The sequence below is a fragment of the Kitasatospora sp. NPDC096128 genome, from assembly GCF_040303105.1.
Classification (GTDB): Bacteria; Actinomycetota; Actinomycetes; order Streptomycetales; family Streptomycetaceae; genus Kitasatospora.
Window position 1 is genome coordinate 375,636 of the sequence record NZ_JBEOSP010000002.1, and the last position, 24,905, is coordinate 400,540.

The 24,905-nt window shown below is 75.2% G+C and carries 18 protein-coding genes; 6 read left to right on the plus strand and 12 right to left on the minus strand.

Translation table 11 applies throughout. The annotated features are described in order from the left end of the window. The first annotated feature begins 7 nt into the window (after nt 1-7). Nucleotides 8-1,291, plus strand: coding sequence for an MFS transporter (locus ABTY61_RS04090; protein ID WP_350503346.1), 1,284 nt, complete (start codon nt 8-10; stop codon nt 1,289-1,291). A 28-nt stretch (nt 1,292-1,319) separates the two neighbouring features. After that, nucleotides 1,320-3,947, plus strand: a complete 2,628-nt coding sequence (gene lanKC / locus ABTY61_RS04095; RefSeq protein ID WP_350503347.1) for a class III lanthionine synthetase LanKC — start codon at nt 1,320-1,322, stop codon at nt 3,945-3,947. A gap of 122 nt (nt 3,948-4,069) precedes the next feature. On the opposite strand, the gene ABTY61_RS04100 is transcribed toward lanKC, so the two are convergent. Then, nucleotides 4,070-5,914, minus strand: a complete 1,845-nt coding sequence (locus tag ABTY61_RS04100; RefSeq protein ID WP_350503348.1) for an AfsR/SARP family transcriptional regulator — start codon at nt 5,912-5,914, stop codon at nt 4,070-4,072. 649 nt (nt 5,915-6,563) lie between these two features. On the opposite strand from ABTY61_RS04100, the gene ctaD reads away from it, so the two are divergent. The 4 genes from ctaD (at nt 6,564) to ABTY61_RS04120 (ending at nt 10,524) form a co-directional block, all read left to right on the plus strand. Continuing rightward, a complete protein-coding gene (ctaD, locus tag ABTY61_RS04105) occupies nt 6,564-8,357 on the plus strand; it encodes an aa3-type cytochrome oxidase subunit I (RefSeq protein WP_502895206.1) in 1,794 nt (597 codons plus the stop codon). Nucleotides 8,358-8,461: 104 nt separating this feature from the next. Beyond that, nucleotides 8,462-8,995 (plus strand): hypothetical protein, encoded by a 534-nt coding sequence (locus ABTY61_RS04110; protein ID WP_350503349.1) that lies wholly within the window; start codon nt 8,462-8,464, stop codon nt 8,993-8,995. 264 nt (nt 8,996-9,259) lie between these two features. Further along, nucleotides 9,260-9,982, plus strand: coding sequence for a response regulator (locus tag ABTY61_RS04115; RefSeq protein ID WP_350503350.1), 723 nt, complete (start codon nt 9,260-9,262; stop codon nt 9,980-9,982). 98 nt (nt 9,983-10,080) lie between these two features. Beyond that, nucleotides 10,081-10,524 (plus strand): pyridoxamine 5'-phosphate oxidase family protein, encoded by a 444-nt coding sequence (locus ABTY61_RS04120; RefSeq protein WP_350503351.1) that lies wholly within the window; start codon nt 10,081-10,083, stop codon nt 10,522-10,524. Nucleotides 10,525-10,756: 232 nt separating this feature from the next. Here the strand turns inward: ABTY61_RS04120 and ABTY61_RS04125 are convergent, their stop codons facing one another. The 11 genes from ABTY61_RS04125 to ABTY61_RS04175 form a co-directional block, all read right to left on the minus strand. Continuing rightward, entirely contained in the window at nt 10,757-12,016 is a 1,260-nt protein-coding gene (locus ABTY61_RS04125) for a phenylacetate--CoA ligase family protein (protein ID WP_350503352.1), read from the minus strand. 50 nt (nt 12,017-12,066) lie between these two features. Next, nucleotides 12,067-12,957 (minus strand): SDR family NAD(P)-dependent oxidoreductase, encoded by an 891-nt coding sequence (locus tag ABTY61_RS04130; protein ID WP_350503353.1) that lies wholly within the window; start codon nt 12,955-12,957, stop codon nt 12,067-12,069. Then, nucleotides 12,954-14,288, minus strand: coding sequence for an MFS transporter (locus tag ABTY61_RS04135; protein ID WP_350503354.1), 1,335 nt, complete (start codon nt 14,286-14,288; stop codon nt 12,954-12,956). The genes ABTY61_RS04130 and ABTY61_RS04135 overlap by 4 nt, the downstream gene beginning before the upstream one ends. Beyond that, a complete protein-coding gene (locus tag ABTY61_RS04140; protein WP_350503355.1) occupies nt 14,285-15,511 on the minus strand; it encodes an AMP-binding protein in 1,227 nt (408 codons plus the stop codon). The genes ABTY61_RS04135 and ABTY61_RS04140 overlap by 4 nt, the downstream gene beginning before the upstream one ends. Then, entirely contained in the window at nt 15,508-16,572 is a 1,065-nt protein-coding gene (locus ABTY61_RS04145; RefSeq protein ID WP_350503356.1) for an ATP-grasp domain-containing protein, read from the minus strand. Before ABTY61_RS04145 ends, ABTY61_RS04140 begins: the two co-directional genes overlap by 4 nt. Continuing rightward, nucleotides 16,569-18,053, minus strand: a complete 1,485-nt coding sequence (locus ABTY61_RS04150; protein WP_350503357.1) for a KamA family radical SAM protein — start codon at nt 18,051-18,053, stop codon at nt 16,569-16,571. Before ABTY61_RS04150 ends, ABTY61_RS04145 begins: the two co-directional genes overlap by 4 nt. A gap of 6 nt (nt 18,054-18,059) precedes the next feature. After that, nucleotides 18,060-19,766 carry a class I adenylate-forming enzyme family protein gene (locus ABTY61_RS04155; protein ID WP_350503358.1) on the minus strand — a complete coding sequence of 569 codons (1,707 nt, stop codon included), beginning with the start codon at nt 19,764-19,766 and terminating at the stop codon, nt 18,060-18,062. A 151-nt stretch (nt 19,767-19,917) separates the two neighbouring features. Further along, a complete protein-coding gene (locus tag ABTY61_RS04160) occupies nt 19,918-21,276 on the minus strand; it encodes a flavin monoamine oxidase family protein (RefSeq protein ID WP_350503359.1) in 1,359 nt (452 codons plus the stop codon). After that, nucleotides 21,273-21,518, minus strand: a complete 246-nt coding sequence (locus ABTY61_RS04165) for a phosphopantetheine-binding protein (RefSeq protein WP_350503360.1) — start codon at nt 21,516-21,518, stop codon at nt 21,273-21,275. The genes ABTY61_RS04160 and ABTY61_RS04165 overlap by 4 nt, the downstream gene beginning before the upstream one ends. Further along, nucleotides 21,508-23,112 carry an AMP-binding protein gene (locus ABTY61_RS04170; protein ID WP_350503361.1) on the minus strand — a complete coding sequence of 535 codons (1,605 nt, stop codon included), beginning with the start codon at nt 23,110-23,112 and terminating at the stop codon, nt 21,508-21,510. The genes ABTY61_RS04165 and ABTY61_RS04170 overlap by 11 nt, the downstream gene beginning before the upstream one ends. Nucleotides 23,113-23,504: 392 nt before the next feature. Beyond that, nucleotides 23,505-24,779: a calcium:cation antiporter family protein gene (locus tag ABTY61_RS04175; RefSeq protein ID WP_350503362.1), complete on the minus strand. Its 1,275-nt coding sequence runs from the start codon at nt 24,777-24,779 to the stop codon at nt 23,505-23,507. Between the last annotated feature and the right edge of the window lie 126 nt (nt 24,780-24,905).

A 24,905-nucleotide genomic window follows, 5' to 3' on the forward strand; every position in this document is an offset into this window, starting at 1 on the left:
GACGGCCATGGACTCCACCCCGCTCACCCGCAACCGGGACTTCCGGCTGCTCTGGGTCGGCGGCCTGCTCGCCTCGCTCGGCTCCCAACTCTCCTCGATCGCCCTGCCGTTGCTCGTCCTCCGGGACACCGGCTCGGCTGCCCGGGCGGGCGCCATCGGAACCGTCTCGGTCGGCGCGCTGCTGCTCAGCACACTGCCCGGCGGAGTGCTCGCCGACCGGATCGAACGCCGTCGGCTGATGCGGCTGTGCGACGTCGGCAGCCTGCTCGCCGTCACCGCCCTGGTGCTCGCCGTGCTGAACGGGCGCGCGCCGCTGCTCCTGGTGCTGCTGGTCGCCGGCGCCGGGGCGGTCATCGCCGGCACGTACGGGCCCGCCGCCGGCGGCCTGCTGCGCGCGGTGGTGCCGCGCGGGCAGGTCCGCGAAGCCTCCTCCCGGATGCAGGCCCGCGGCGCCGCCGCCCGGCTGGTCGGGCCGCTCGGCGGCGGTGCGCTGTTCGCCTGGCACCCGGTGCTGCCCTTCGTGGCCGAGGGTGTCGGACTGCTGCTCTCCACCGTCTGCGTGGCGCTCATCCGGACCCGCTCGCGACCGGAGACCAAGGACGGATCCGTGTTCAGCCGCGCCGAGTTGACCGCAGGGATCGCCTTCCTCTGGCGCCGGCCCTACCTGCGGACCCTGCTGCTGATCTTCGGCCTCGGGATGAACTTCGCGTTCAGCGCGCTGATGTTCACCACCCTGGCCGTCGCCTCCGACGGCGGGCACTCCGGCCTCGGCGGCGGCACCGTCGTCTCCTGCACCGCCGCCGGGGCCCTGGCCGGCGCGCTGCTCGCCCCGAGACTGGACGCCAGGACCGGCGACGGCAAGCTGGTCGCGCTGGCCTGCTGGGCCTGCGCCGTGACCGCCGCCGTCCTGGTGCTCACCCGGCTGCCGCTGCTGATCGGGCTGCTGTGCGCGGTCTGCGTGTGCCTGTCCACCGTCGCCAGCATCGGCTTCGTCTCCGGAATGCTGCTCGCCGCGCCGCCGGACCGGATCGGCCGGGTGCAGAGCGCGGCCGGATTCCTGTCCACCCTGGTGCAGCCCTTCGGCCCGTTGGCCGGCGGCGCCCTGCTCGGCGCCCTCGGCGGCACCCGGACCTTCGCCCTGCTGGCCCTCGCGATCGCGCTCTGCGCGGCCGTGGTGACCTGGGCGCCGCCGGTGCGGCGCGGGCCGGTGGCTGTTCCGGCCGTACCGGCGGCTCCTGCTGGTCCGGCCGTTCCGGTTGTTCCAGTTGTTCCGGCTGTTCCGGCCGCCTGAGCTCTTGGTGGAAAGGGGGTGGTGCGCCGTGGCCGGCGCTCACGAGACCCAGCAGTACTGCCTCGCCGACCCGACCTACTACGACACCCCCGGGCGGCTGCCCGACCGGGCGAGCCGCTACCCGCACGGGCTCGGCGCCGTGCCCGCCGGGTGGCGGCGCCGGGAACAGGGCCTGTGGACCGTGCTGCTGCCGGCCGGCGCCCCGCTGCCCGAACAGGGCTGGAAGCTCCATGTCTCCACCGTGGAGGACCAGGCGGCCGACACCCTGGCGGTGGTCGCCCGGATCTGCACCGGGCACCGGACGGCGTACAAGTTCCTCCGCAGCGCCCAGGCCCTGCGGGTCGCCGACGGCAAGTACGCGGGGCGCGGCAGCAGCGGCAAGTTCATCACGGTCTACCCGGCGGGCGAAGCCGAATTCCTGCGGCTTGCCGAGGAGTTGGCTACCGCGCTGGACGGGCGCCCCGGCCCGTACGTGCTCACCGACCTGCGGATCGGGACGGCCCCCGTGTACGCGCGCTACGGCGCCTTCGTCGAACTCCGGTGCCAGGACGAGACCGGGCGGACCGTCCCCGCGCTGCGCGACCCGGCCGGTGAGCTGGTGCCGGACCCGCGCGAACCGGTGTTCCGGCTGCCCGGGTGGGTCCGGCCGCCCGCGGCACTGCGCCCGCACCTCGCAGCCCGGGAGGCGGCGGCCGGGGAACTGCCCTACCGGATCCTGGAGGTGCTGCAGTTCACCAACGCGGGCGGGATCTACCTCGCCGCGGACCGCAGGACGGGGCGGCGGGTGGTGCTGCGCGAGGCCCGCCCGCACGCCGGACTCGACGCGGCCGGCGCGGACGCCCTCACCCGGCTGCGGCGCGAGCAATGGGCGCTGGAACGCCTGGCCGGACTGGACTGCGTGCCCCGGCTGCACGAGGTGCGAACGGTCTGGGAGCACACCTTCCTGGTGCAGGAGCACATCGAGGGCGTCCAGCTGTTCGCCGAGGCGATCCGGCGCTACCCGCTCGTGCACCAGAACTGCACCGCCGCGCAACGGGCCGAGTACGCGGCCTGGGTGGCCGGCGTGGTCACCGGACTGGAGCGGGCGCTCGACGCGCTGCACGGGCGGGGCGTGCGGTTCGGGGACCTCCACCCCGCCAATGCGATCCTCCGGCCGGACGGGTCCGTGGTGCTCGTGGACTTCGAGTACGCGGCCGAACTGGCCGACCGGCAGGTGCCCACCGCCGGGGTGGCAGGTCTGCCCGTCCCGGCCGGGCTGGACGGGGCCGCGGCCGACCGGCACATGCTGTGGGCGAGCTGGCTGACGCTGCTGATGCCCGTCATGGAAGTCGCCGAACACGATCCCGGGAAGGCGGCGGCGCTCGAACGGCGGGCGCGGGAATGGTTCGGAGTGGGGGAGGGGGAGGGGCCGGTGCGGCCGATGGTGGTGCGGGCCCGGGCCGTCACGGCCGGGGACTCGGACGGTGAACGGAGGGGGCGTGAGCTGTTCGACGGGCTCGGGAGGTTCGACGGGACCGGGCTGGGCGCTGTGCGCGACGAACTGGTCGCCGGCATCCACGCCGGTGCCACCCCCGACCGGCCGGACCGGCTCTTCCCCGGTGACGTGGCCGGCTTCGCCGACGGCGGTACGGGCGTCGCGCACGGCGCGGCCGGGGTGCTGTACGCGCTGCACCGGGCCGGGGCCGACTGGCCCGAGGAGTACGCGGACTGGCTGATCGCGGCCATGCGGCGGCGGGGTGCGTCGTCCGGGTCCGGGTCCGGGTCCGGGTCCGGGTTCGGGGCCGGGGGGCTGCACGACGGGCCGCTCGGCGTCGCGGCGGTGCTGGCCCGGATCGGGCGGGCGGACGCGGCGCTCGAACTGCTCGCGCGGGTCCGTGGGGCGCGGCCGGCCCCGGAGGCCGGGCTGTACGGCGGACGGGCCGGGGCGGGGCTCGCCCGGGTGCGGTTGGCGTCCTCGCTCGGGGCGGCGGTGGGCGACACGCCGGTTCGGGAGGCGATCGAGGACGCCCGGGACCTGGCAGCCGTGGTGAGGGGGGAGACCGTACCCGGCCTGGCCGGGCCGACCGGCGCCGGGCTGTTGTACGGGCTGGCCGGCGTCGCGCTGCTCCAGCTGCGGCTGTACCGGTGGACCGGGGAGCGCTGGCTGCTCGACGCGGCCCGCGGAGCGGTGGAACGGGCGATGGGGCAGTGCGTCCGGGTGCCGGACGGGTCGGTGCAGGTGCTGGACCGGGGGCGGCGACTGGCGTACCTGGACCGGGGGAGCAGCGGGGTCGCGCTGGTGGTACGGGAGTTGGCGGAGCTGGGCGTCGAGGTGGCGGGGGCCGAGGACTTCGTCGCGGACGTGCGGAAGGTGTGCGCACCGGGGTTCATCCGGGAACCCGGGCTGTTCCGGGGGCGGGCCGGGCTGCTGCTGGCACTCTTGGGGCTGGGGGAGTCGGGGCTGGGGGAGTCGGGGGAGCGGGACGCGGTGCTCGGGCAGGTGCGGAAGTTGCAGTGGCACCTGGTGGCGCGGCCGGAAGGGCTGCTGGTGCCGGGGATGCGGCTGCGGCGCTTCTCGGCGGACCTGCACACCGGGGCGGCCGGGGTGCTGTTGGCGCTGTGCGGACTGGAGGAGGGGGTGGGGCGGGGCGGGGCGGACCTGGTGACGTTGGGGTGAGGGGTGGGGGCGGTGGGCTGCGCCGCGGCGCAGCGCATTCAGGCCCCTCCGGGCCGAGTTGCTGCTCCCCTCCGGGGCGCAGGATCGGCCGGTGGAGGAGGGGCGGGCGCGTGTGGGGGTGCTCAGGGGAGGGTGAGGGAGGGGGCGGTGAGGGCTTCGGGGGCGCGTTCGCGGGCGTGGAGGTGGGTGAGGCGGGGGAGGGCGTAGAGGGCGGCGTGGGCGGTGACCTCCCCGGTGGGGGAGGTGACGGCGCCGGTGTCTGTGAGGGCTTCGAGGGTGCGCAGGGCGAGGTGTTCGGGGCGGCCGAGGGCGGTGGCGGCCTCGGGGAGGGTGAAGAGCAGGGCGAGGGGCAGGGTGGCGAGGCGGGCGAGGGCGAGACGGCCCTGGTGGGGGAGGTCGTGCCAGCCGGAGTCGAGGCGGGCGCGGACGGTGACGTCCCCGGCGACGAGCTCGTCCAGGGTGCCGGACGGGTCCTCCAGACGGGCCGCGTACTCGGCGAGCGGGAGGTGGCGCAGCACCGAGAGACGGGCGCCGGCGACCCGGACGGCGAGCGGCAGCAGCCCGCAGGCGTCGACGATCCGGGCGGCGGCGGCGCGGTCGGTGCCGATCCGGCCGGGGCCGGTGGTGCGGGCGAGCAGGTCGAGGGCCTCGGCGGGGGTGAGCGGGGGGACGGCGATGCGGTGGACGGGGGCGAGGCCCGCGAGTTGGCTGCGGGAGGTGACCAGGACGGCGCCCGGGCCGAGTGCGGGCAGCAGTTCGCGGACCACGGCCTCGCCGGCGGCGTCGTCGAGGATCAGCAGCGTCCGCCGACCGGCGAGGGAGGCGCGCCAGTGGGCGGCGGCCCGGGCGGGGTCGGTGGGCAGCGGGTCCGGGTGGCCGGTGAGGGCGGTGAGTTCGGCGAGCAGCTCGGGGAGGGGGCGCGGAGTGCCGTCCCCGGTGCGCAGCCGGACGAGCAGACGGCCGTCCGGGAACCGGTCGGCGAGCAGGTGGGCGGCGTGGACGGCGAGCGCGGTCTTGCCGCTGCCGGCCGGTCCGCAGAGCACCGTGACGCTGCCGTCGCCATCGCTGTCGCCCAACTCGGCGAGGAGTCGGCGTAGTTCGGAGGTCCGTCCGGTGAAGTCGGCGGTGTCGGCGGGCAGCAGGGCGGCGGTGGGGGCGGTGGGCCGGTCGGGGCGGCCGGCGGTGGGCCGGGTGCGGCCGCGGGCGAGCAGCAGGCGATAGCGGTCGGTCAGGGCGGGGCTGGGTTCGAGGCCCAACTCCCGGGCCAGCAGCTGGCGGTGGGTGTCGTACACGGCGAGCGCCTCGGCCTGGCGGCCGGACAGGTGGAGGGCGTTCATCCGGGCGGCCTGGAGGCGTTCGCGCAGCGGGTGGCGCTCGGCGAGGTCGGCCAGCTCCTCCGCCACGGCGGTGGCGTTGCCGAGCTCCAACTCGGTCTCCGCCCAGTCCTCGTGGACGCCCAGGCAGCGGGCCTCCAGGCGGTCGGCCTCGGCCCGGACGGCGGGGGAGCAGCGCAGGTCGGCGAGCGGCGGGCCCTGCCAGAGGTCGAGGGCCTGGCGCAGCAACCGGGCGGCGGGGGCGAGCGCGCCGCTGTCGGCGGCGGAGCGGCCGGCCCGGGCCAGGGCACGGAAGCGCAGGACGTCCAGTTCGGGTTCGGTGATCCGCAGCAGGTAGCCGCCGGCCGAGTGGGCGAGCCGGTCCGGGCCGTCCTGGCGGCCGAGCAGGGTGCGCAGGGCGCAGACGTACACCTGGAGGTTCTTGCGGGCGGTGCGCGGGGGCTCCTCGGGCCAGACCGCGTCGGTGAGGAGGTCGACCGGGACGGCGGTGTTGGCCCGGCTGAGCAGCACGGCGAGCACCAGCCGCTGTTTGAGCGGCCCGAGGTTGAGCGGGCGGCCGTCGGCTTCGCCGGCGAGCGGACCGAGGACGGCGAAGCGCAGCCGGACGGGGGCGGCGGGCCGGGGCTGGGGCATCGGCGTACCTCCGGGTCGGGTGGGGGTGAGGGTGGGGAGGGGTCGGGTGGGGGAGGGGTCGGGGTGGGCGCGGGGGCGTGACCGGCGGCGGTGGGGTTCCCGGGCGCAGGCTACTGGGCGGTCGGCGGGCGTTGAAGGGCACCGGATCGGCGGGGCTCGGTCACGCCGTCCGCACGACTCGGGGGGCCGGGGGTGGGGCCGGCGGTGGTGCGCGGGGTCCGGGTCGGTCGGATTCGGGCGAGGCCTGTCGGGGGCGTGGCTGGTCGGGCGGGGTGCGGGCCGGTGGCGGCGGGCGACGGCCGGAGGCCGTACGGGGCCGTACGGGGGTTCGCCGTCCGACGGTTCGGGAACGGCGGGGCGGGGGAGCTCCGTCGGTCCTCCAGCGGGGCTGGGCGGCGGGGCGAGCGGGGCGCGAGCGGTCGGCGGCTCCGGCGGCCCCCGGCACGCCCGAGCGGCTGCCGGCCCGGTGCTCGGAGCGGTCCCCGGCAGGGAGTCCCGGTCGCGGCCCGGTCGGGAGGTCCCGGTCGCGGCCGGGAACTCGGGCCTGACGGCCCCGGCCGGGCGGGCCCAACGGCCCTGGGGCGCGGGGGGCGTGCGTTCGGATCATGGATCGCCATCCATTCGCACCACGTTCCGAAGGAGTGCGTCCTTGAGCGCCACCCAGGCACAGGGCGACCCCACCTCACCGCCAACGCCCCCTCCGCCAGGCCCGGTTCGGGCCCGACGGCCCGGTTCGGCCCTGGTCAGGCTGCTGACCACCACCGACCACAAGACGATCGGCACCATGTACCTGGTGTCCTCGTTCGCGTTCTTCCTGATCGGCGGCATCCTCGCGCTGGTCATGCGCGCCGAACTCGCCCGGCCCGGAACGCAGATCCTCTCCAACGAGCAGTTCAACCAGGCCTTCACCATGCACGGCTCGGTGATGCTGCTGCTGTTCGCGATGCCGCTGTTCACCGGCTTCGCGAACTGGATCATGCCGCTGCAACTCGGCGCGCCCGACGTGGCGTTCCCGCGCCTGAACATGCTCTCCTACTGGCTGTTCATGTTCGGCTCGCTGATCGCCGCCGCCGGCTTCGCCACCCCGCAGGGCGCCGCGGACTTCGGCTGGTTCCTCTACGCCCCGCTGTCCGACGCCGTCCACTCGCCGGGCGTCGGCTCGGACATGTGGATCATGGGCGTGACGCTGTCCGGCTTCGGCAGCATCTTCGGCGCCGTCAACTTCATCACCACGATCATCTGCATGCGCGCCCCCGGCCTGACGATGTTCCGGATGTCCATCTTCTGCTGGAACGTGCTGCTCACCTCGGTGCTGGTGCTGCTGGTCTTCCCGGTGCTGGCCGCCGCGCTGCTCGCGCTGGAGTGCGACCGCAAGTTCGGCTCGCACGTCTTCGACCCGGCCAACGGCGGGGCGATGCTCTGGCAGCACCTGTTCTGGTTCTTCGGCCATCCCGAGGTGTACATCCTGGCGCTGCCGTTCTTCGGGATCGTGTCGGAGATCATCCCGGTGTTCAGCCGCAAGCCGATGTTCGGCTACGCGGGCCTGATCGCCGCGACGGTGGCCATCGCGGGTCTGTCGGTGACGGTGTGGGCGCACCACATGTACGTCACCGGGCAGGTGCTGCTGCCGTTCTTCTCGTTCATGACCTTCCTGATCGCGGTGCCGACGGGAGTCAAGTTCTTCAACTGGGTCGGCACCATGTGGAAGGGCTCGCTGAGCTTCGAGACACCGATGCTGTGGACCGTCGGCTTCCTGGTCACCTTCCTGTTCGGCGGGCTGACGGGCGTGCTGCTCGCCGCGCCGCCGATCGACTTCCACGTCTCCGACTCGTACTTCGTCGTCGCCCACTTCCACTACACGCTGTTCGGCACGGTGGTGTACGCGATGTTCGCCGGCTTCCACTTCTGGTGGCCCAAGATGACGGGCAAGAAGCTCGACGAGCGGCTCGGCCGGATCACCTTCTGGACGCTCACCGTCGGCTTCCACACCACCTTCCTGGTGCAGCACTGGCTGGGTGCCGAGGGCATGCCGCGCCGGTACGCCGACTACCTGGCCTCGGACGGGTTCACCACGCTGAACACCGTGTCGACCATCGGGTCCTTCCTGCTGGGCCTGTCGATCCTGCCGTTCCTCTACAACGTCTGGAAGACCGCCAAGTACGGCGAGCGCGTCACCGGGGACGACCCGTGGGGCTGGGGCCGCTCGCTGGAGTGGGCCACCTCCTGCCCGCCGCCCCGGCACAACTTCGTCAAGCTGCCCCGGATCCGCTCCGAATCCCCGGCCTTCGACCTCCACCACCCGGACATCGCGGCCCGGGACGTGCTGGTGCACACCGGGAAGCCGGCGACGCACCTCGGCGACGTGGAGCCGGTGAAGTACGACCGGCCGCTGAGTCGGGCGGAACGGGCACGGGCCTCGTCCATCGACTCCATCGACGGCTGAGGCCCGGTCCCCCCTGAACGCCGTCCCCGCCCGCGTCGCTGCCCCCGGGCGGGCGGGGACGGCTCCTCCTCACCCCTCCTCGTGCGAAACCGGAAGGCCGGCCCATGACCCACACCGTCCTCGCCATCGGCACCGCCGCGATCACCGCGAGCGGCTGCGTCTGGTACCTGCCCGCCATCGCCGACCTCCAGGCCGGCGCCGACCGGCCCCGCTCCACCCGCACCGCGGCGGCGGCCTGCGTGCTCTGGTGGGCGGCGCTCGCGCTGGCCGGTGGACTGCTGCTCGCCGGGGCCGACCGGCGGCCCGCCGCCGAGGTGGCCCTCGCCGGACTGGTCGGCGGTACGGCCCTGCGGGTGTGGGCGCTGTGGGAGCGGCACGGGGAGCAGCGGGAGACCGCGGCCCGGTGGGCGGCGCTCGACGCGGGCCCGCTGCCGCGCAGCGGCCGTCCGGCGGCCGTCGTTCTGGTCGGCTGGCTGGTGGTGGGCGCGGCGGTGGCCGTGCTGGGCGCGGTCGCGATCCTGCTGTCCGACGGCGGCGGGACGGCCTCGAAGGCGGCGCTGGCGGCGGTCGGCGGGGCGGGCGTGGCGCTGGCGTTCCTGCTGGTGGGGTGGGGGAACGTCCGGCGGCGGGAGCGCTGAGGGGGGTGGGCCGCGCCGCTCCGCGGCGCCCTTTCGACCCCGCCGGGCCCGAGTCCCTGCTCCCCTCCGGGGCGCAGGGCCGGCCGGGGAATGACACGCAGCAGGAAGTAGGCCGGGGAGCGAGGGGCGGGAGGGAAGCCCGGCGGGAGGTTCTCCGGGGCGGCGCAATGGGGTCCTTGGGCCCTGGGCCGCTGCCGCGTGGCGGGGGATGATGCGGTGGGCCCCGCTGGGAGTGTGCGGGGGTGACGAAGGTGGAGCCGAGTGATGGCGACCGAGGTGGAGGGCGTCGAGGCTTCGGCGCCGGTCCGGGTGTTCCTGTTGGACGACCACGAGGTGGTGCGCCGCGGGGTGCACGACCTGCTGGACGGCGAGCCGGACCTGGTGGTGGTCGGGGAGGCGGCGACGGCCGAGCAGGCCCTGGTGCGGGTGCCGGCGCTGCGGCCCGACGTGGCGGTGCTGGACGTCCGGCTGGGCGACGGGGACGGGGTGTCCGTCTGCCGTGAACTGCGGTCGCGGATGCCCGACCTGGCCTGTCTGATGCTGACCTCCTTCGACGACGAGGAGGCGCTGCTGGACGCCGTGATGGCGGGCGCCGCCGGGTACGTGCTGAAGCAGATCAGCGGCACCGACCTGGTCGCCGCCGTCCGTACCGTCGCCTCCGGCCGCTCGATGCTCGACCCCGGCGCGGCCACCCGGCTGATGAACCGGCTGCGCAGCGACGCCGAGCCCGCCCGGCCGGTGACGGCCGGGCCGGGGCTGACGGCGCGTGAGCAGGAGGTGCTGGCGCTGATCGGCGAGGGCCTGACCAACCGGCAGATCGGCGAGCGGCTCTACCTCGCCGAGAAGACGGTGAAGAACCACGTGTCCCGGCTGCTCGCCAAGCTCGGCGTGGAGCGGCGGGTGCAGGCGGCGCTGATCGCCACCGAGCTGCGGCAGTCGGCCGCCGCCCAGTCGTCACCGCTGCGCGTCGGCCGCGGCTGGACCTGACGGTTGACGTCCGGTGACGCCGGTCCGCACCGCGGGGGCCCCTCGGCGGGACCATCGGCCCTCGTGACCGGGCCCGGCCCCGGGTGAGCATCGCTCGCATGAACCGCGATCACGTCCCCTCCCCCCGGCCCGCGTCGTCCGACCTCCCCCACCGCCCGGACCGGTCCGGGCCCCGCGAGCTCGACCGGGAGCGGGCGCTGGAGCTGCTGGGCCGGGCCGCCGTCGGGCGGGTGGTCTACACCGTCGGGGCCCTCCCGGCCGTCCTGCCGGTGAGGTTCCGGCTGGTGCCCGGCGGCGTCCTGGTCTCCGCGCCCGCCGACGCCGAGCTGGCCCGGGCGGTCGACGGCGCGGTGGTCGCCTTCGAGGCCGACGAGGTGGACGGCCGGGACGGCTCCGGCTGGTTCGTCACCGTCCTCGGCCACGCCAAGGTCCGCCCGGGGGCGGCGACCGCCCCGGACGCGGTACGGATCCGGATCCGGCCGGAGCTGGTCATCGGCCGTTGCCTGGTCCGGGGCGTCCCGGTACCGGGAGGTCAGGCGTAGGGCCTGTCCGGCTCGGGCAGGCCGAGCGGAAGGGTGGTGGTCGACACGGTGGCTTCCGGTGGGTCGGTGGTGTTGTCGTCGAGCGGCCTCCGCGGGAGCGCCCGCAGGACGCGGACGGACCGCTCGCAGCACCGGCGTCTCACCGGCGGCTCATCGGCGGCTCACCGGAAGGGTGCTGACGGTGTGTCAGGCTTCTGCCGGTCGCCCGCCGGGGCCGGTGGGCGGCCCGGGGCTACTCCCGCGGACGCTCGTCCAGGACCTGCTGGAGCTTGCCGGTCCGCGGGTTGGTGACCAGCTCCGAGCGCGGCACCCACTCCACCGCGAGGGGGTGGATGCTGCCGAGGGCGGCCTCCGAGGGGTAGAGCGGCAGGGCCCGGTGGACGGCGTCGACGAGCCGGTCGGCGAGGTCGGCGGGCGGCGGCTGGCCGATGTGGCCGAGCCGCAGGATGACGCCGTCGCGGCCGTCCCAACGGCGCTGCACCAGCTGCATCCCGGCGATGTGCCGGTCCGGGTCGGCGGCGAGCAGGACGGTGCGGATCTCCTCGGTGGGCAGGGTGACGGTGCCGACCCGGGCGCCTTCGGTGGAGCGGCCGAGCAGGCGGAAGCGGCGGCACTCGCCGTCGACCCATTCGGCGCGGTCGCCGGTGGGGTAGCGCAGGATCGGCATCAGGGTGCGGAACAGGTTGGTGACCACGACGCGGCCGGGCGTGCCGGGGGTGGTGACGGGCTCGCCGGTGACCTCGTCGAGCAGCTCGACCACGGTGCGGTCGGCGAAGGCCTCGTGCACCCGGACGTCCTCGCCGGGGACGGGCGCGCCGACCAGTCCGGCGTCGTTGGAGGCGTAGCCGACCGAGGCGACGGCCGCCTTGGGGAAGGCCCGGGAGAGCAGCGGGCGCAGGTCGGCGAAGAGCAGGTCGCCGCCGAACAGCAGCAGTTCGACGCCGTCGGCGCGCTCGCCGCGGGCGACCAGGCACTCGGCGACGGCGCTGAGCTTCATCGGCTCGCCGGCCAGCACGTGCACGCCGAAGCCGGTGATCAGGTCGGCGATGTAGCCGTCGGGGGCGGCGCCGCCGACGCCGAGGCGCACGTTGTCCACGGGTGCGTGGTGCAGGGCGTTCTCGATGTAGAGGAAGCCGCCGTAGAGCTCGCCGGCGACGAAGAGGTTGGCCACCCGGTGGCCGGGCCGCAGGCCGGCCCGGACGAGTCCGGCACCGAAGGCGGTGACCGAGTCGGCGTGTTCGGCGCGGGTCCAGGGCGAGAACTTGGGGACGCCGGTGGTGCCGCCGGTCTTGTAGACGCCGGCGTCGGTGAGCGGGCCGGTCAGGACGCGGTTGTCGGGCCAGGTGTTGGCCGTCCAGAAGGCGGTCTGGTCGATCACCGGGAGCTGGTCGAGCCGGTCGGCGGCCTCGGGCAGGTCGCGGTAGAGATCGGCGTAGAAGGGGGAGTTGGCGCGGGCGAAGCGGATCAGTTCGGCCAGGGGCTTGGCGGGCATGGCGGGACTCCGTGGGTCTGGAAGCGGGCCGGTGGCGGGGTTCGGAGGGCTCAGGGGGTGGTCGCGGGCCGCCCGAGCCAGCCGTGGGCGAGGGCCTGGACGGCGGAGCCGTCGGGGTCGGCGAGTTTGGCGGCCAGGTAGTCGGCGGCCCAGGCGTTGGTGGGCACCCGGAACGGCGGACGCGGCGCGCGCAGGGTGCGGACCACGACCTCGGCGACCTCCCGGGCGGGTTGGCCGGCCGACTCCCAGCCCGCACCGCCGACCCAGCGCAGGTAGTCGGCGAAGGTGGGCGCGTACGGGCCGGAGGCGGCCTGAAGGGTGCTCCGGTCGACGTCCGGGAAGATGCCGAACGCCGTGTCCGGGACGAAGCCCGGTACCACCACCGAGACCCGGACGCCGTGCGCCGCCGCGACCGGGGCGAGCGCCTCCATGAAGCCCTCGACGGCGAACTTCGCCGCGCAGTACGCCTCGTTGAAGGGCTGGCCGACCACGCCGTGGACGCTGCCGACGGTGACCAGCCGGCCGCCGGTGGCGCGCAGCAGCGGCAGTGCGGCCCGGCTGACGGTGGCGACGCCGAAGAAGTTGACGTCCAGGTTGGCGCGCAGCGCCGCGTCGGTGGACATCTCCAGGGTGGGGTCGGAGTTGGAGACGCCCGCGTTGTTGACGACGGCGTCGAGCCGCCCGTACGTCCGGTGCACGGCGGCCAGGCAGTCGGTCACCGAGTCGGGGTCGGTGACGTCCAGCCGGCGGACGTCCACCGCCACCCCGGCGGCCTCGGCGGCGGCCCGCAGCGCCCCGGCACGGTCGGGTGCGCGCAGGGTCGCGACGGTGGTGTAGCCGGCCCGGGCCGCGGCGACGGCGCCGGCCAGGCCGATGCCGGAGGAGGTGCCGGTGATCAGCAGGACCCGGCCGGTGGGGTCCACGGAGTCGGGCCCGTTCACGCGGCGCCCTCCTGCGCCGCGGTCCTCGTGACCTCCGAGGCGCTCTCCGCGGCGGTCCTCGCGCGCTCTGCGGCGTCCAGCAGCGGCTGGAGGCCGAGGGCCGGGGCGAAGGAGCAGGCCGCCAGCAGGGTGCCGCCGGCCATGGTGAGCCGGGCGGCGTCCAGGACGCCGAGCGGTCCGGTGAGCAGTGAGACGGCCAGGCCGCCGACGAGCGCGGCGAGCGGGATCACGCCCCAGGTGACGGTCCGGAAGGCGGCGTGCATGACGCCCTGGTTGCGCGCGGACATCCGGGACTGCCGGGCGGGGGCGCTGCACACGTTGATGCAGGACATGAAGAAGCCGTAGCAGCCCATGGTCACGGCGATCACCGGGCCGGGCGGCAGCGCGGGCGCGGCGAGCACGCCGAGGCCGACCAGGCAGTGCAGCAGCAGCGACCAGGCCATCGTGCGCCCGAGGCCGAACCGCCGGGAGAGCCGGGGGGCGACCAGGGCCCCGAGCAGGGCGCCGAGTGCCGCGACCGACATGGCCGCGCCGAAGACGCCGACCCGGACGCCCAGGCCGCGGTAGGCGAGGACGGGCAGCACGGTGACGTACACCGGACCGCCGGAGTTGAGGACCACGGCCGCCAGCACCACCCGGCGCAGCACCGGGTCGGCCCAGTTGAGCCGGAAGCCGCGGGTCAGCCGCTCCCGGATCGAGCCCTCCTCGACGGTCCGCTCGCCCCAGGGGCGCATGTGGCGGAAGCAGGCGGCCGAGACCAGGTAGCTGGCCGCGTCGACGAGTAGGGCGGCCACACCGAGCGCGCTGTAGAGGGCGGCGGCGATGGACGGCCCGGCGACCTCGGCGACCGAGCCGCTGCCCTCCAGCCGGGAGTAGGCGCGGACCATCCCGTCCTCGGGCACCACGGCGGGGACGGCGACCAGGTAGCCGACGTTGAAGAAGATCGTCGCGCCGCTGATGACGGCCACGCAGGCGAACAGCAGCGGGGTGGAGAGCGCGTCCAGCGCGTAGGCGAGCGGGATCGCGGCGACGGCGGCCAGCCGGACCAGGTCGCAGGCGAGCATGGTGAGGCGCTTGTCCCAGCGGTCGACCAGCACCCCGGCGACCGGCCCGAGCAGCGGGATGCCGAGGTACTGGGCCATCGCCACCACGCCGACCTGGAGGGCGGAGGCGTGCAGCACGAAGATCATCAGGGTCGGGACGACGAAGACGGTGACCTTGTCGCCGACCAGGCTGACGGTCTGTCCGGCCCAGAACAGGGCGAAGCCGCGCCCGAGCGGGGCGGGCGGGCCCGACTCCTCCGGACGGGCCGGTGCGGTGCCGGCCGTCAAGACTCCTCCCGGACGACCAGGGCGGCGGTCTTGCCGGTGCGGTCGTTGCTGACCAGCTCGTCCACCGGGCGCACCCGGAAGGAGCCGGGGTCGTGCTGGAAGGCGGTGCCGAGGGTGATGGTGGCGGTGAGCAGCTCGGTGCGCAGCCGTGGGAGGTCCGGGGCGGGCGCCGGGCCGGCGGCCACCACCAGGAGCTCCAGGCCGGTCGCCCGGCCGCCCCGCTCGGTGAGCACCACCTGGGCGCGGGCCACGCCCGGGGCGCGTTCCGCCCGGGCGACCAGCTCGTCCACGTCCAGTCCGAGTCCGCGGACCTGGACGACGCTGTCGCGCCGGCCCAGCACGCGCATGGCGGGCTCGGGGCGCCCGCACGGGCAGGCGGTCAACTCGCCCGCGTCACCGGTGCGGTAGCGCAGCACCGGGTTGAGCACCGCCGGGTCGAGGGCGGTGAAGTCCAGCAGCCCGTGGTCGCCGGTGTGCACCAGCTGGTGCGGCAGCGGGTGGAAGGTGTCGGCCCGGCAGTCCGGGGTGTTGGTGCCCACCACCCAGGTCTCGGTGCTGCCGAACATGCCCCAGCGGCGGGCCTCGGGGGCCACCGCGGCCAGGTCGTCGTCCAGTCGGGGCTGCCAGGCCTCGCCGAGCCAGAGCACCTTGCGCAGCGAGGGGAGGCGGAGCCCGGCGGCCCGGGCGTGGGCGAACCAGAGCCGCAGCACGCTGGGGGTGCCGCCGATGGCGGTCACCCGCCGGGCGGCCAGGAACTCCAGCCAGGCGCCGTACTCGTCCTTGGCGACCGAGCCGAGGGCGATGATCCGGCAGCCGGAGAGGTCGGCGAGGGCGGCGGCGAGGAAGTGCGCGCCCCACATCCGGCCGGCGCCCCAGGCGTTGACGAAGACGTCGGTGCGGTCGAGCGGCTGCCAGTGGGCGTGCACGCCGGCCATGTAGAAGCCGGTGGGGGCGTAGCCGACCTTCGGGGCGCCGGTGCTGCCGCCGCTCTGGAACAGCCAGGTCGCGGACCGGTCGGCGGCCGGCTCCAGGTGGGCGAGGGCGGTGTTGAGGTCGTCCCTGGCCAGCGGCGGGAGCTGGGCGAGCCGCTCCAGGGAGTCGGCGTCGAGGTGGCGCGGGTAGCGCGCGGCCAGGGCGGGTACGCCGCGCAGCCGTTCCAGGGTGCGCCGGGCCACGTGCAGCCGGGGCGCGGCGGCCTCGGGGGACAGCGAGAAGGCGGTCATCGGGGGTCCGTCCGGTGGGCGGGGAGGAGGGTGGAGGTGGAGGGGGCGGCGCCGAGGGTGAGCGGGCGCCCGCCGTCGGCGAGCCACCGGGCATGGCCGTCCCGGTAGGCGGCGAACCGGGCACGGGTGACGTCCCGTTGGAGGATGCGGTCCGGGTCGGTGTGGTCGGGGGCGATCACGCCGTCCGGCTCCAGCTCGGAGAACCAGTACCGCTCGCCGTCGTACAGGAAGTCGACGCAGAAGAACGGGATCGGCAGCCGTTCGGCGAACCAGGCGGTTGCGGCGGCGAGTTCGGGCGGCACCGGGGGGAACTCCATGGCCCCGCCGCGGCTGGCGTTGGCGACCGGGGAGCCGGGCTCGGGGGTGCGCTTCATCACCGCGTAGGGCCGGCCGTCGACCACGTACACCCGGTAGTCGACGGTGCCGTCGCCCAGGTAGGGCTGGATCACCAGGGTGGTGTCGCCGCCCTGGGCGAGGCTGGCCAGGCCGCGGACCTCCTCGGGGTCGCGGGCCAGATTGATCCCGCCGCCGCCGCACCAGCCGGCCGGTTTGACGATGGCGGGGTAGGTCATCCGCCCGAGCGCGACCTCGTAGCCGTACTTGCTCGTGTCCCGCCCGGTGCCGATCCGTACGGTCGGGATGGTCGGCACCGGGGAGTCGGCCAGGAACAGCAGGGTGGCCAGCTTGTCGTTGCCGATCAGCGACACCTGCGGAGGGAACGGCAGGTAGAAGCCGGCCTGTTCGAGCACCGCGTAGAGCGCGTACTGGTTGAAGACGTCCATCGACTGGTACGGCAGCGAGTAGAGCGCGGTGATGAACAGGGTGTCCTCGGGGGTCACCGACTCGTCGTCGACGTACACCCGGGGGCGGCCGGGGCCGGTGGCGTCCACGCTGACGGCGTCCGGGGCGTGCCGGGTCCAGCGCAGGCCCAGGTCGGCGGCGCTCTCGGCGTAGAGGTCCCAGAAGAAGCCGTGCCACATCTCGGCCATCCGGGAGGACTCCCGGTCGGGGAAGATCCAGCACAGCCGGCGCAGCGGGCCGGCCGGGTCGGGAGTGGTCATCGTGCTCCTCGGCGTGCGGTCGTCGTGGACGGCCCGGCCCACCAGCGGCGGCCGGCCTCGGGGAGGGTGTCCACCGGGTCGTAGTAGGGGTGGCGCCGGTCGAGGGCGTCGGGAGCCCCCGGGGCCTCGGGGGCGTCGGGCGTGCCCGGGGCGTCGGCGTCCAGGCTGGTGCGGTAGTTCTTGGTCCAGTACGAGATGCCGCGCTCGCGGTCGTACGCCACGGCCTGGTGCACCCAGCGCTTGCCGACCCGCGGGACGTCGCAGACCAGGCGGGGCGTGGCGTAGCCGGGCAGGTAGCCCATGATCGCCTCCTGGAGGTGCTGGGCCCGGTGCAGCGGGGTCCGCCAGTGCTCGGCGCCGGGGACGAGGTCGCAGAGGTAGAAGTAGTACGGCAGGACGTTGGCCTCGCCCTGGAGGGCGAAGCAGAGGTCCAGCAGGTCCTCGGTGGTGTCGTTGACGCCGCGCATCAGCACGCCCTGGTTGCGGACGTCCCGCACGCCCGCGTCCAGCAGGGCCCGGGCCGCCTCGGCCACCAGCGGGGTGACCGAGCGGACGTGGTTGGCGTGGGTGTGCACGGCGAGGTTGACGGCCCGGCGGGCCGCGACGGCGGCCACCCGCGCCACGCCCGCCAGCACCGCGGGCTGCAGCCAGTGTTGGGGCAGGCCGACCACGGCCTTGCTGGCCAGCCGGATGTCGCGGACCGAGCCGAGGTCCAGCAGCCGCAGCAGGAAGGACTCCAGGCGCGGCCAGGGCACGTTGGCGAGGTCGCCGCCGGACAGCACCACGTCGCGCACCGAGGGGGTGCGCTTGAGGTAGTCGAGCATCTGCTCCTGCCGGTCGGCGGGGCGCAGCCGCAGCCGGGTCTTGGCGACCTGCGGGGTGGAGGTGCCGACCAGGTCCATCCGGGTGCACTGGCCGCAGTACTGGGGGCAGGTGGCGGTCAGCTCGGCGAGCACCTTGGTGGGGTAGCGGTGGGTCAGGCCCTCGACCGCCCACATGTCGGCCTCGTGCAGCGAGTCCCGGGCGGCCAGCGGGTGGCTGGGCCAGCGGGGGTGGCGGTCGGCGCGCACGGGCAGCATGTAGCGGCGCACCGGGTCGGCCAGGAAGGCCTCGGTGAAGGCCTCCGGCGTGGTGTCGGCGCCGGGTGCCATCGTGTTCAGCACCTGTGGCGGCAGCAGGATCGGCATGGTGGCGAACTCGGCCTGGTCGACGGCCAGTTCGTCGTAGAAGCGGTCGGTGAGCAGGTTGCCGACGACGGCCCGCAGCTGGCGGGCGTTCTGCACGGAGTGGGCGCGCTGCCACTGGGCGTCGCGCCACTGCGCCGCGGTGACCCGGCGCCAGCCGGGCAGTCGGCGCCAGTCGGGTTCGACCAGTTCCGTCCGGGCGTACTGGTAGGGCTGGCGGATCGGGGGGTGGGCCGGAGGGTGGGTCGCGGGGTGCGTCGCGGGGCGGTTCGCGGGCTGGATCGCGGGGTGGTCCATGGCCGTCTACTGGCCGGTGAGCAGGCCGGCGTAGCGGGTGCGCAGCTCGCGCTTGAGCACCTTGCCGGTCGGGCCGAGCGGGAAGTCCTCCGCCGTGCGGGCGATCCGGACGGCGGCGAGGGCGGCCAGCCCGGCCGCGGCCAGTGCCGCGTTGGCTGCGGCCCGTACCGCCTCGGCCTCGGTGTCGGTCGCCTCCTGCTGCAACTGCACGACGGCGATGGGGTGTTGTCCGTTCCCGGGGCCGGCGGGGACGCCGACCACCGCGCAGTCCCGGACGAGGTCCGCGCAGTCGGCCAGCAGCACCTCCTCGATCGGCAGGCTGTAGACCGGGCCGGAGGCGGTGTCGATGACGTCCACCGTGCGGTCGAGGTGGTGGAAGCGGCCCTCGGCGTCGCGGCGGGCGACGTCGCCGGTGAGCCAGTAGCCGGCCAGTTCGAAGCTCGCGGTCAGCCGCTCGTCGTGCCAGTAGCCCGGGGTCAGCGAGGGCGTGTCGACGGCCAGCAACCCCACGGTGCCGTCCGGGAGTTCGGTGCCGTCGTGGTCCAGCACGGCGGCCCGGCGGACCACTTCGAGCGGCTTGCCGACGCAGCGGTCGTCCCGGCCGCTCTCCGGCGTGCTGACCTGCCCGAACAGGGCCATGCCCATCTCGGAGGAGCCCAGGCCGTCGATGAACTGCGATCCGGGCAGGGCGGGTTGCTCGGCCCGCTCGCTCGGCAGCAGCCAGGGGCGGATCAGCCCGGCGGGCCGCTCGCCGAGGGTCACCAGTCGGCGGATGTGCCCGTGGTGGGCGCTGTCGCCGGTGTTGAACCAGGAGTGCACCCGGGCCGCGCCGCGCACCGGCAGCTCCCCGGTGGCCAGTTCGACGAAGGTCCGCGGGAAGGAGGCGACCATGGTCGGCTGGAAGGCCTCCATCACCGGCTCCACCACGGCGCGGCGCCAGTCGGACATCACCACGGTCGGCAGCCCGAGCAGGACGGCGGTGAGGAAGTAGCTGAGGCCGCCGGCGTGGGTGTGCGGCATCAGCGACATCAGCCGGTCGTACGGCTCGGCGGGGAAGCGCACCATGCGGGGCTGCTTGCCGTCCCAGAAGCCGCGGTGCGCCAGCATGGTCGACTTGGGGGTGCCGGTGGTGCCGGAGGAGTGGATCAGCGCCACCACGTCCTCGGCGGCGTGCCGGTGCGGGTGGCCGGCGGGCAGTTCGACGGCGGCCGCGTCGAAGGCGCGCACCTCGGCGGCGAGGGCGAGGAAGCGCGGGCGGCGCTGCGGGTCGCTCCGGTAGGCGGCGGCGAGCCGGGTGGTGTCGTCGGCGACCACGCCGACCACGCCGACGTGGTCCAGATAGCGCACCATGACGTCGTGCCGCATCGCGTCGTTGACCGGCGCGGGGACGGCACCGAGCGAGGTGAGCGCGAGGAAGTGCAGCAGCGGCTCCAGCCCCTCGCCGACCACCACGGCGACCGGCTCGCCGGGGCGCACCCCGTTGGCGTGGTACCAGGCGGCGTAGCGGTCGCGAAGGGCGACCAGGTCGAGCAGGCTGTGGCCGCGCAGCACCACCTCGCCGCGGTGGTCGGTGCGGTGGGTGAAGACGAACGGCACGGACCGGTGGGGGTTCGCCGCCACCGCGTGGTCGAGGAAGTTGCCGGCCCCGAGGTCGGGTTCGGTCATCAGCCGTTCGCGGGCGGCGAGGGGCGCGATGGGACTCTGGTCGCTCATGGCGGTCTCCGGACGTGGGGTGCCGGGCGCGCGGCCTCGCGAGCCGGGCGCCTGGGGTGTGGTGAGGGGGAGGAGGGAAGCGGGGGAGGGGCGAGGGGGACGGAAGCGGGGGAGGGGCGAGGGGGAGCGGGGCGGGAGCGGGGTGCGGAGCTCAGCCGCGGGCGAGGACCTCGGCGACCACCCGGCGGCCGGAGCGGACCGCGCCCTCCATCAGCCCGAAGAACGCGGTGCTGGTCTCGGTGCCGGCCCAGTGCACCCGCCGGTGCGGCGCGGTCAGCGCCGGGCCGATCCGGGTCCAGTCGCCGGGCCCCAGCAGCGCGGCGTAGCAGCCCCGGCTGTACGGGTCGGCGAGCCAGTCGGTGATGTGGACGCCCAGCGGCTCTGGGAGCATCGGGAACAGCCGGCGGGCCTGCTCGACGGCCTCGGCGCGCTGCCGTTCGGGGGTGAGCGCGCCGAAGCGGTGGGCCTCCGCGCCGGTGACGAAGCCGGTCAGGACGCCGATCCCGTCCTCGGGGGAGTCGTCCACGGTGGAGAGCAGCGGGCCCCGGGCGTTGACCGACCAGCCGGACAGGCCGTGGTCGCGCCAGAGCGGCGCCGGGTGGACGAGGTGGACCTTGACCGCGCAGCCGCGGGCGGTGTGCTCCCCGGAACGGGGTTGCGGCAGGGCGGGCCGGTACTCGATCGCGTCGGCGAGCAGCGGCGGCAGCGCCAGCACCGCCACCTCGGCCCGGTAGGCGCCCCGGTCGGTGCGGACGGTCACCGAGCGGTCGTCCTGGTGGACGGCCCGGACCGGCTCGCCCAGCCGGACCGCGGTGCCGAGCGGCGCGGCCAGCCGCTCGCACAACTGGTGGGCGCCGCCGGCGATCCGGTCCTGCTGGGCGCCGCCGGCGAAGGCGTTGAGGTAGCGCAGGCCACCGCCTGAGCGCAGGTAGAAGGCGAGGTGCAGGACGGAGACGTCGGCCGGGTCGGCGGCGCACATCTCGCCGAGGAACAGCGGGAAGAACAGTCGGGCGTCCGGGTGGGTGAGGTGGCGCTCGGCCCACTCGGCGGCGGTCAGGGCGTCCAGCCGTTCGGCGTCCGGGGTGAGCCAGGGGGCGTCCGGCCTTACGGCGTCGGTGAGTTCGGCCAGGCGCTCGAAGAGGTCACCGAGGGCGACGGCGTCGAGCGGGGGGAACCGGCCGTCCGAGGTGGCGGGTCGGTCGTCGGCGTCGGAGAGGGCGAAGCGGCTGGCGCCGAGCATTGTGGTGGGGGTGGTCTTGAGGCACAACTCGGCTGCCAGTGCGTTGAGTTCGGTGTGCCGGTCGCCGAGGTAGGCGGCGCCGGCGTCGATCCGGACGCCGGGGGCGGCCGCGATGCCGTGGGTGCGCCCGCCGACCCGCTCCCGGGCCTCCAGGACGGTGACGGCGAAGCCGTGGGCCGCCAGTCCGGTCGCCGCCGTGAGCCCGGCCAGGCCCGCGCCGACCACGACGGCGCTGCGTGTCGGGGTACCGGGTCCGTCGTCCTCGTTCATGCCGCGGCCGCGATGCGTCTGGCCAGGCCGGCCGGGGTCGGGGCGAGCAGGAAGTCCTCGAAGGCCAGCTCGACGCCGTGGGCGCGGGCGACGGCGCTGAGCACCCGGGTGGCGACCAGGGAGTCCCCGCCGAGGTCGAAGAAGTCGGAGTCGGCGGTGACGTCCTCGCGTTCCAGGACGCGCCGGAAGACGGCCGCCAGGGCCTCCGCGGTGGCGGGGGTGGTGGTGAGGTCAGTGCTCATGGGAGGTCTCCTTCGACCTGTCGGGGGGAGCCGCGTGGCGCAGGTGGCAGCCGGCCCGGTCGACCTTGCCGCTCGGGGTGTGCACCAGGGCGGGCACGAGGGTGATCCGGGCCGGCACGAGGTGGCCGGGCAGGCGCGCCCGCAGGTGGGCCAGCAGCTCGTGGCCCAGCTCGCGGTCCGGTCTGCCCGGCTCGGGGTCCGGTTCGCCCTCCGGTGCGCGGGCGGCGGCGGCCTGCGGGCGGGCCACCACGTACGCGACCAGGGTGGTGCGGCCGGCCGCGGTGACGCCGGTGACGGCGGCCGCGGCGACGTCCGGGTGGCCGGTGAGGTGCGCCTCCACCTCGGCCGGGTCCACCCGGATCCCGCGGACCTTCAACTCGCCGTCCAGGCGCCCCCGGTGGGTGAGGTTGCCGTCCGGATCGCGGCCCACCCGGTCGCCGGTGCGGAAGAACCGTCGGCCGTCCAGGGTGGTGAACCGGGCCGCGGTGGCCTCGGGCAGGCCGAGGTAGCCGAGCGCGAGGGCCGGGCCGCCGATCAGCAACTCGTCCTGCTCGCCAAGGCGTTCGACGACGTGCGGCAGGGCGCGGCCGATCGGTGCGGGGGTGGTGCCGTCCCAGGTCCGCCCGGGTGCCAGTGGGCCGGCGAGGTCCACGGCGTGGGTGATCTGGGTGGTCTCGGTGCAGCCGTAGGTGTTCAGCAGCCGGATCCCGCCGGTCGGCAGCCGGGCCCAGTCGGCCAGGCGCGCGGGCGCGGCGGCCTCCCCGCCGATCACCAGCAGGCGCAGGCAGGAGGGCAGTCGGTCGCCGGAGTCGACCAGGTGGTGGACCAGTTCGTGCCAGAAGGCGGTGGGCAGGTCGAGGACGCTGATCCGCTCGCGCTCGACCAGCCGGAGGAACCGGGGGAAGGAGCCGCTGTGGGCGTCCTCGTGGAGGACGAGGGTCGCGCCGGTGGTGAGGGTGGGGAGGATCTCCTCGAAGCAGGTGTCCCAGTTGAGCGAGGCGAACTGGAGCACCCGGTCCTCGGGGGTGAGCCGGAACAGCCCGCCCAGTGCGTGGGCGGTGGCCGTGACGGCCCGGCGGGGGGTCAGGACGGGTTTCGGCTGCCCGGTCGAACCCGACGTGAAGAGAATGTAGGCGGGTTGTTCCGGGGCCGTCCCGGGCGGGTGCGCCGGGGGGCTGCCCGGGGGGTCCCCGGAGTTTTTCGACGGTTCCGGTAACTCCACTAATCGGATTGCGAGTCGGAGGAGGTCTCCGGAGCTTCCGGGCACCGCGGTACGGCACCCGGCGGCCGCCGCCATGGCTTGTCGGCGGGCCGCCGGGAATGCCGGGTCGACGGGGCAATAGGTGCCCCCGGCGGTCAGCACGCCGAGCAGTGCGACCACCGTTTCCGGCGCGTGGACGGCCGGCACGGCGACCGTGCCGGGCTCCGGGCCCAGGCGGGTGGCCAGGGCGTTCGCCGACTCCAGGAGTCGGCCGTAGGTCAGGGCGGGTCCGTGGTGGACGATCGCCGGACGGCGGGGATTTCGACGTGCGATATCTCTGAACACGTCAATCAGGTCGGGGGCGACCTGGGGGAAACCGTGGTTATTTGACATGCCCGCCCCAAATGCGCTGAGAACTGCTGAGAACTGCTCATCCGTGCTCGGCGAACGGCGACTCTACCTTCGAACATGCGTGGCGACAATGGATGTTGAGAGTGTTCTTCCAAGGCCTCGTGGTGGAACTGTGAACCGCTCCCGACGGTCCGGTCGTTCGGGTAGGCACGGTGTGCCCGAGCTGCTCTGACGATGCGTCATTTCTTCGTGGGGTACTTGCCGGACCGCCCGCCGGTTCGCTTGACTGTCGCCCGGAACGGAGGGGGGCGATGCCCGACCACGGCGCCGAGGCGCGCGCACGGTGCCGGACGCCGCCAGCGGGACGGGCAAGGAGTTCGCCGCCCGCCCGCCGGCCTTCCGGCGCGCGGCTGCCCACGCCGTGAGCGGTCCGCTCAGTGCGGGTCGCCCGCGATCCGACCCGCCAGCGCCCTTACGGTGGGCGGCAGTTCGCGCAGCCGCCGGGCGAGCAGTGGCAGCGCCAGGCCCAGGTAGACCCAGCTGAGGACCAGTCGGGAGGACTCGCCGGGCAGGGCGAACTGGGCGGCGAACAGGACGAGCAGCAGGGCGGCTTTCCAGGGGAGGAAGCGCAGGTCGAGCAGCAGGACGACGGCGAGGACGGTCTGGGCGGCGGTCAGCAGCACCTCGTCCACCTGGCGTTCGACCAGGGGGAGCGAGGCGGGGCCGCCACCCAGCAGGTGGGCCAGCGGCAGGCAGCCGATCAGCAGCGTCCACTGGTTGACCTTGCTGGAGAGCAGTGCGCCCAGGCCGTCGTCGCCGCGCAGCCGCCAGGCGAACACCACGGCGACGATCAGCTCGGGGGCCTCGGAGGCGAGCGGGGCGAGCCACTGCACCAGGAGGAAGCGGTCGATGCCGAGCGAGGAGCCCGCGTCCACCAGCGAGGTGGCGAAGGGCTCGGCGCAGGCGAAGACGACGGCTGCGGCCGCGACGAACACCAGGACGGTGACGGACCGCCGACGGGCCCGCGGCAGCAGCGCCAACCGGGCCGGGACGCCGACGAGTTCCTCCTCGTCGGTCTCGCTGCAGCGGCTGATCCGGAACAGGTAGTAGGCGTACCAGGCGATCAGCACCACCGCGAGCACCCAGGAGATCCGCCGCATCGCCGGCATCACGAAGGCCACCAGCGCGGCGGCGCCCAGGAAGGAGGTGTCGATCCGGCGGTGCTCCCGCAGGACGATCCCCGGGGCGACATCGCGGCGCCGGGCCGCCAGGTAGGCGGCCAGGGCGACCAGCGGCCAGCCGACGCCGACCAGCAGCCGGTTGGCGCCGGTCATGTTGGCGGCCGCGTAGGCGGCGTACTCGGGGCGGGTGCCGGCCGTGTAGGCGAACCAGAGGTCGACGGCGTACTCGGGCAGCACCGCGATGAAGGCCAGCAGGGCGAGCGCCAGCGGACCGGAGATGTCCGCCCGGGCGGTCTCCGCCGCCCACATCAGCAGGAGTGCCGCCGACAGCACACCGAGGCCGAACAGCAGCATGGACGGCACCGGCTCGGGGTGGATCCCGGCCAGCCGCAGCACCACCGCCGGCAGCGCGCCGGCCGTGGCCGCCGCGAGCCGCAGCGCCGTCACCGACCCGCTGGGCGGCGGCGCGGACGGCACCTCGGCGGTGCCCGGGGGCGGGGTGGCGGTCGCGGGTGACTCGTGGGCCATCGGCCGTCCTCGTGCTCGACGCTCGGCGCACCGCGCGGCCGGAAGCTCGGCGCAGCGCTCGGGGGACGCGAGCACCCTAGGGGCGCGCCGGGCGGTGCCGTCGCCGCGGCGCTGGGGCCGCGGCGG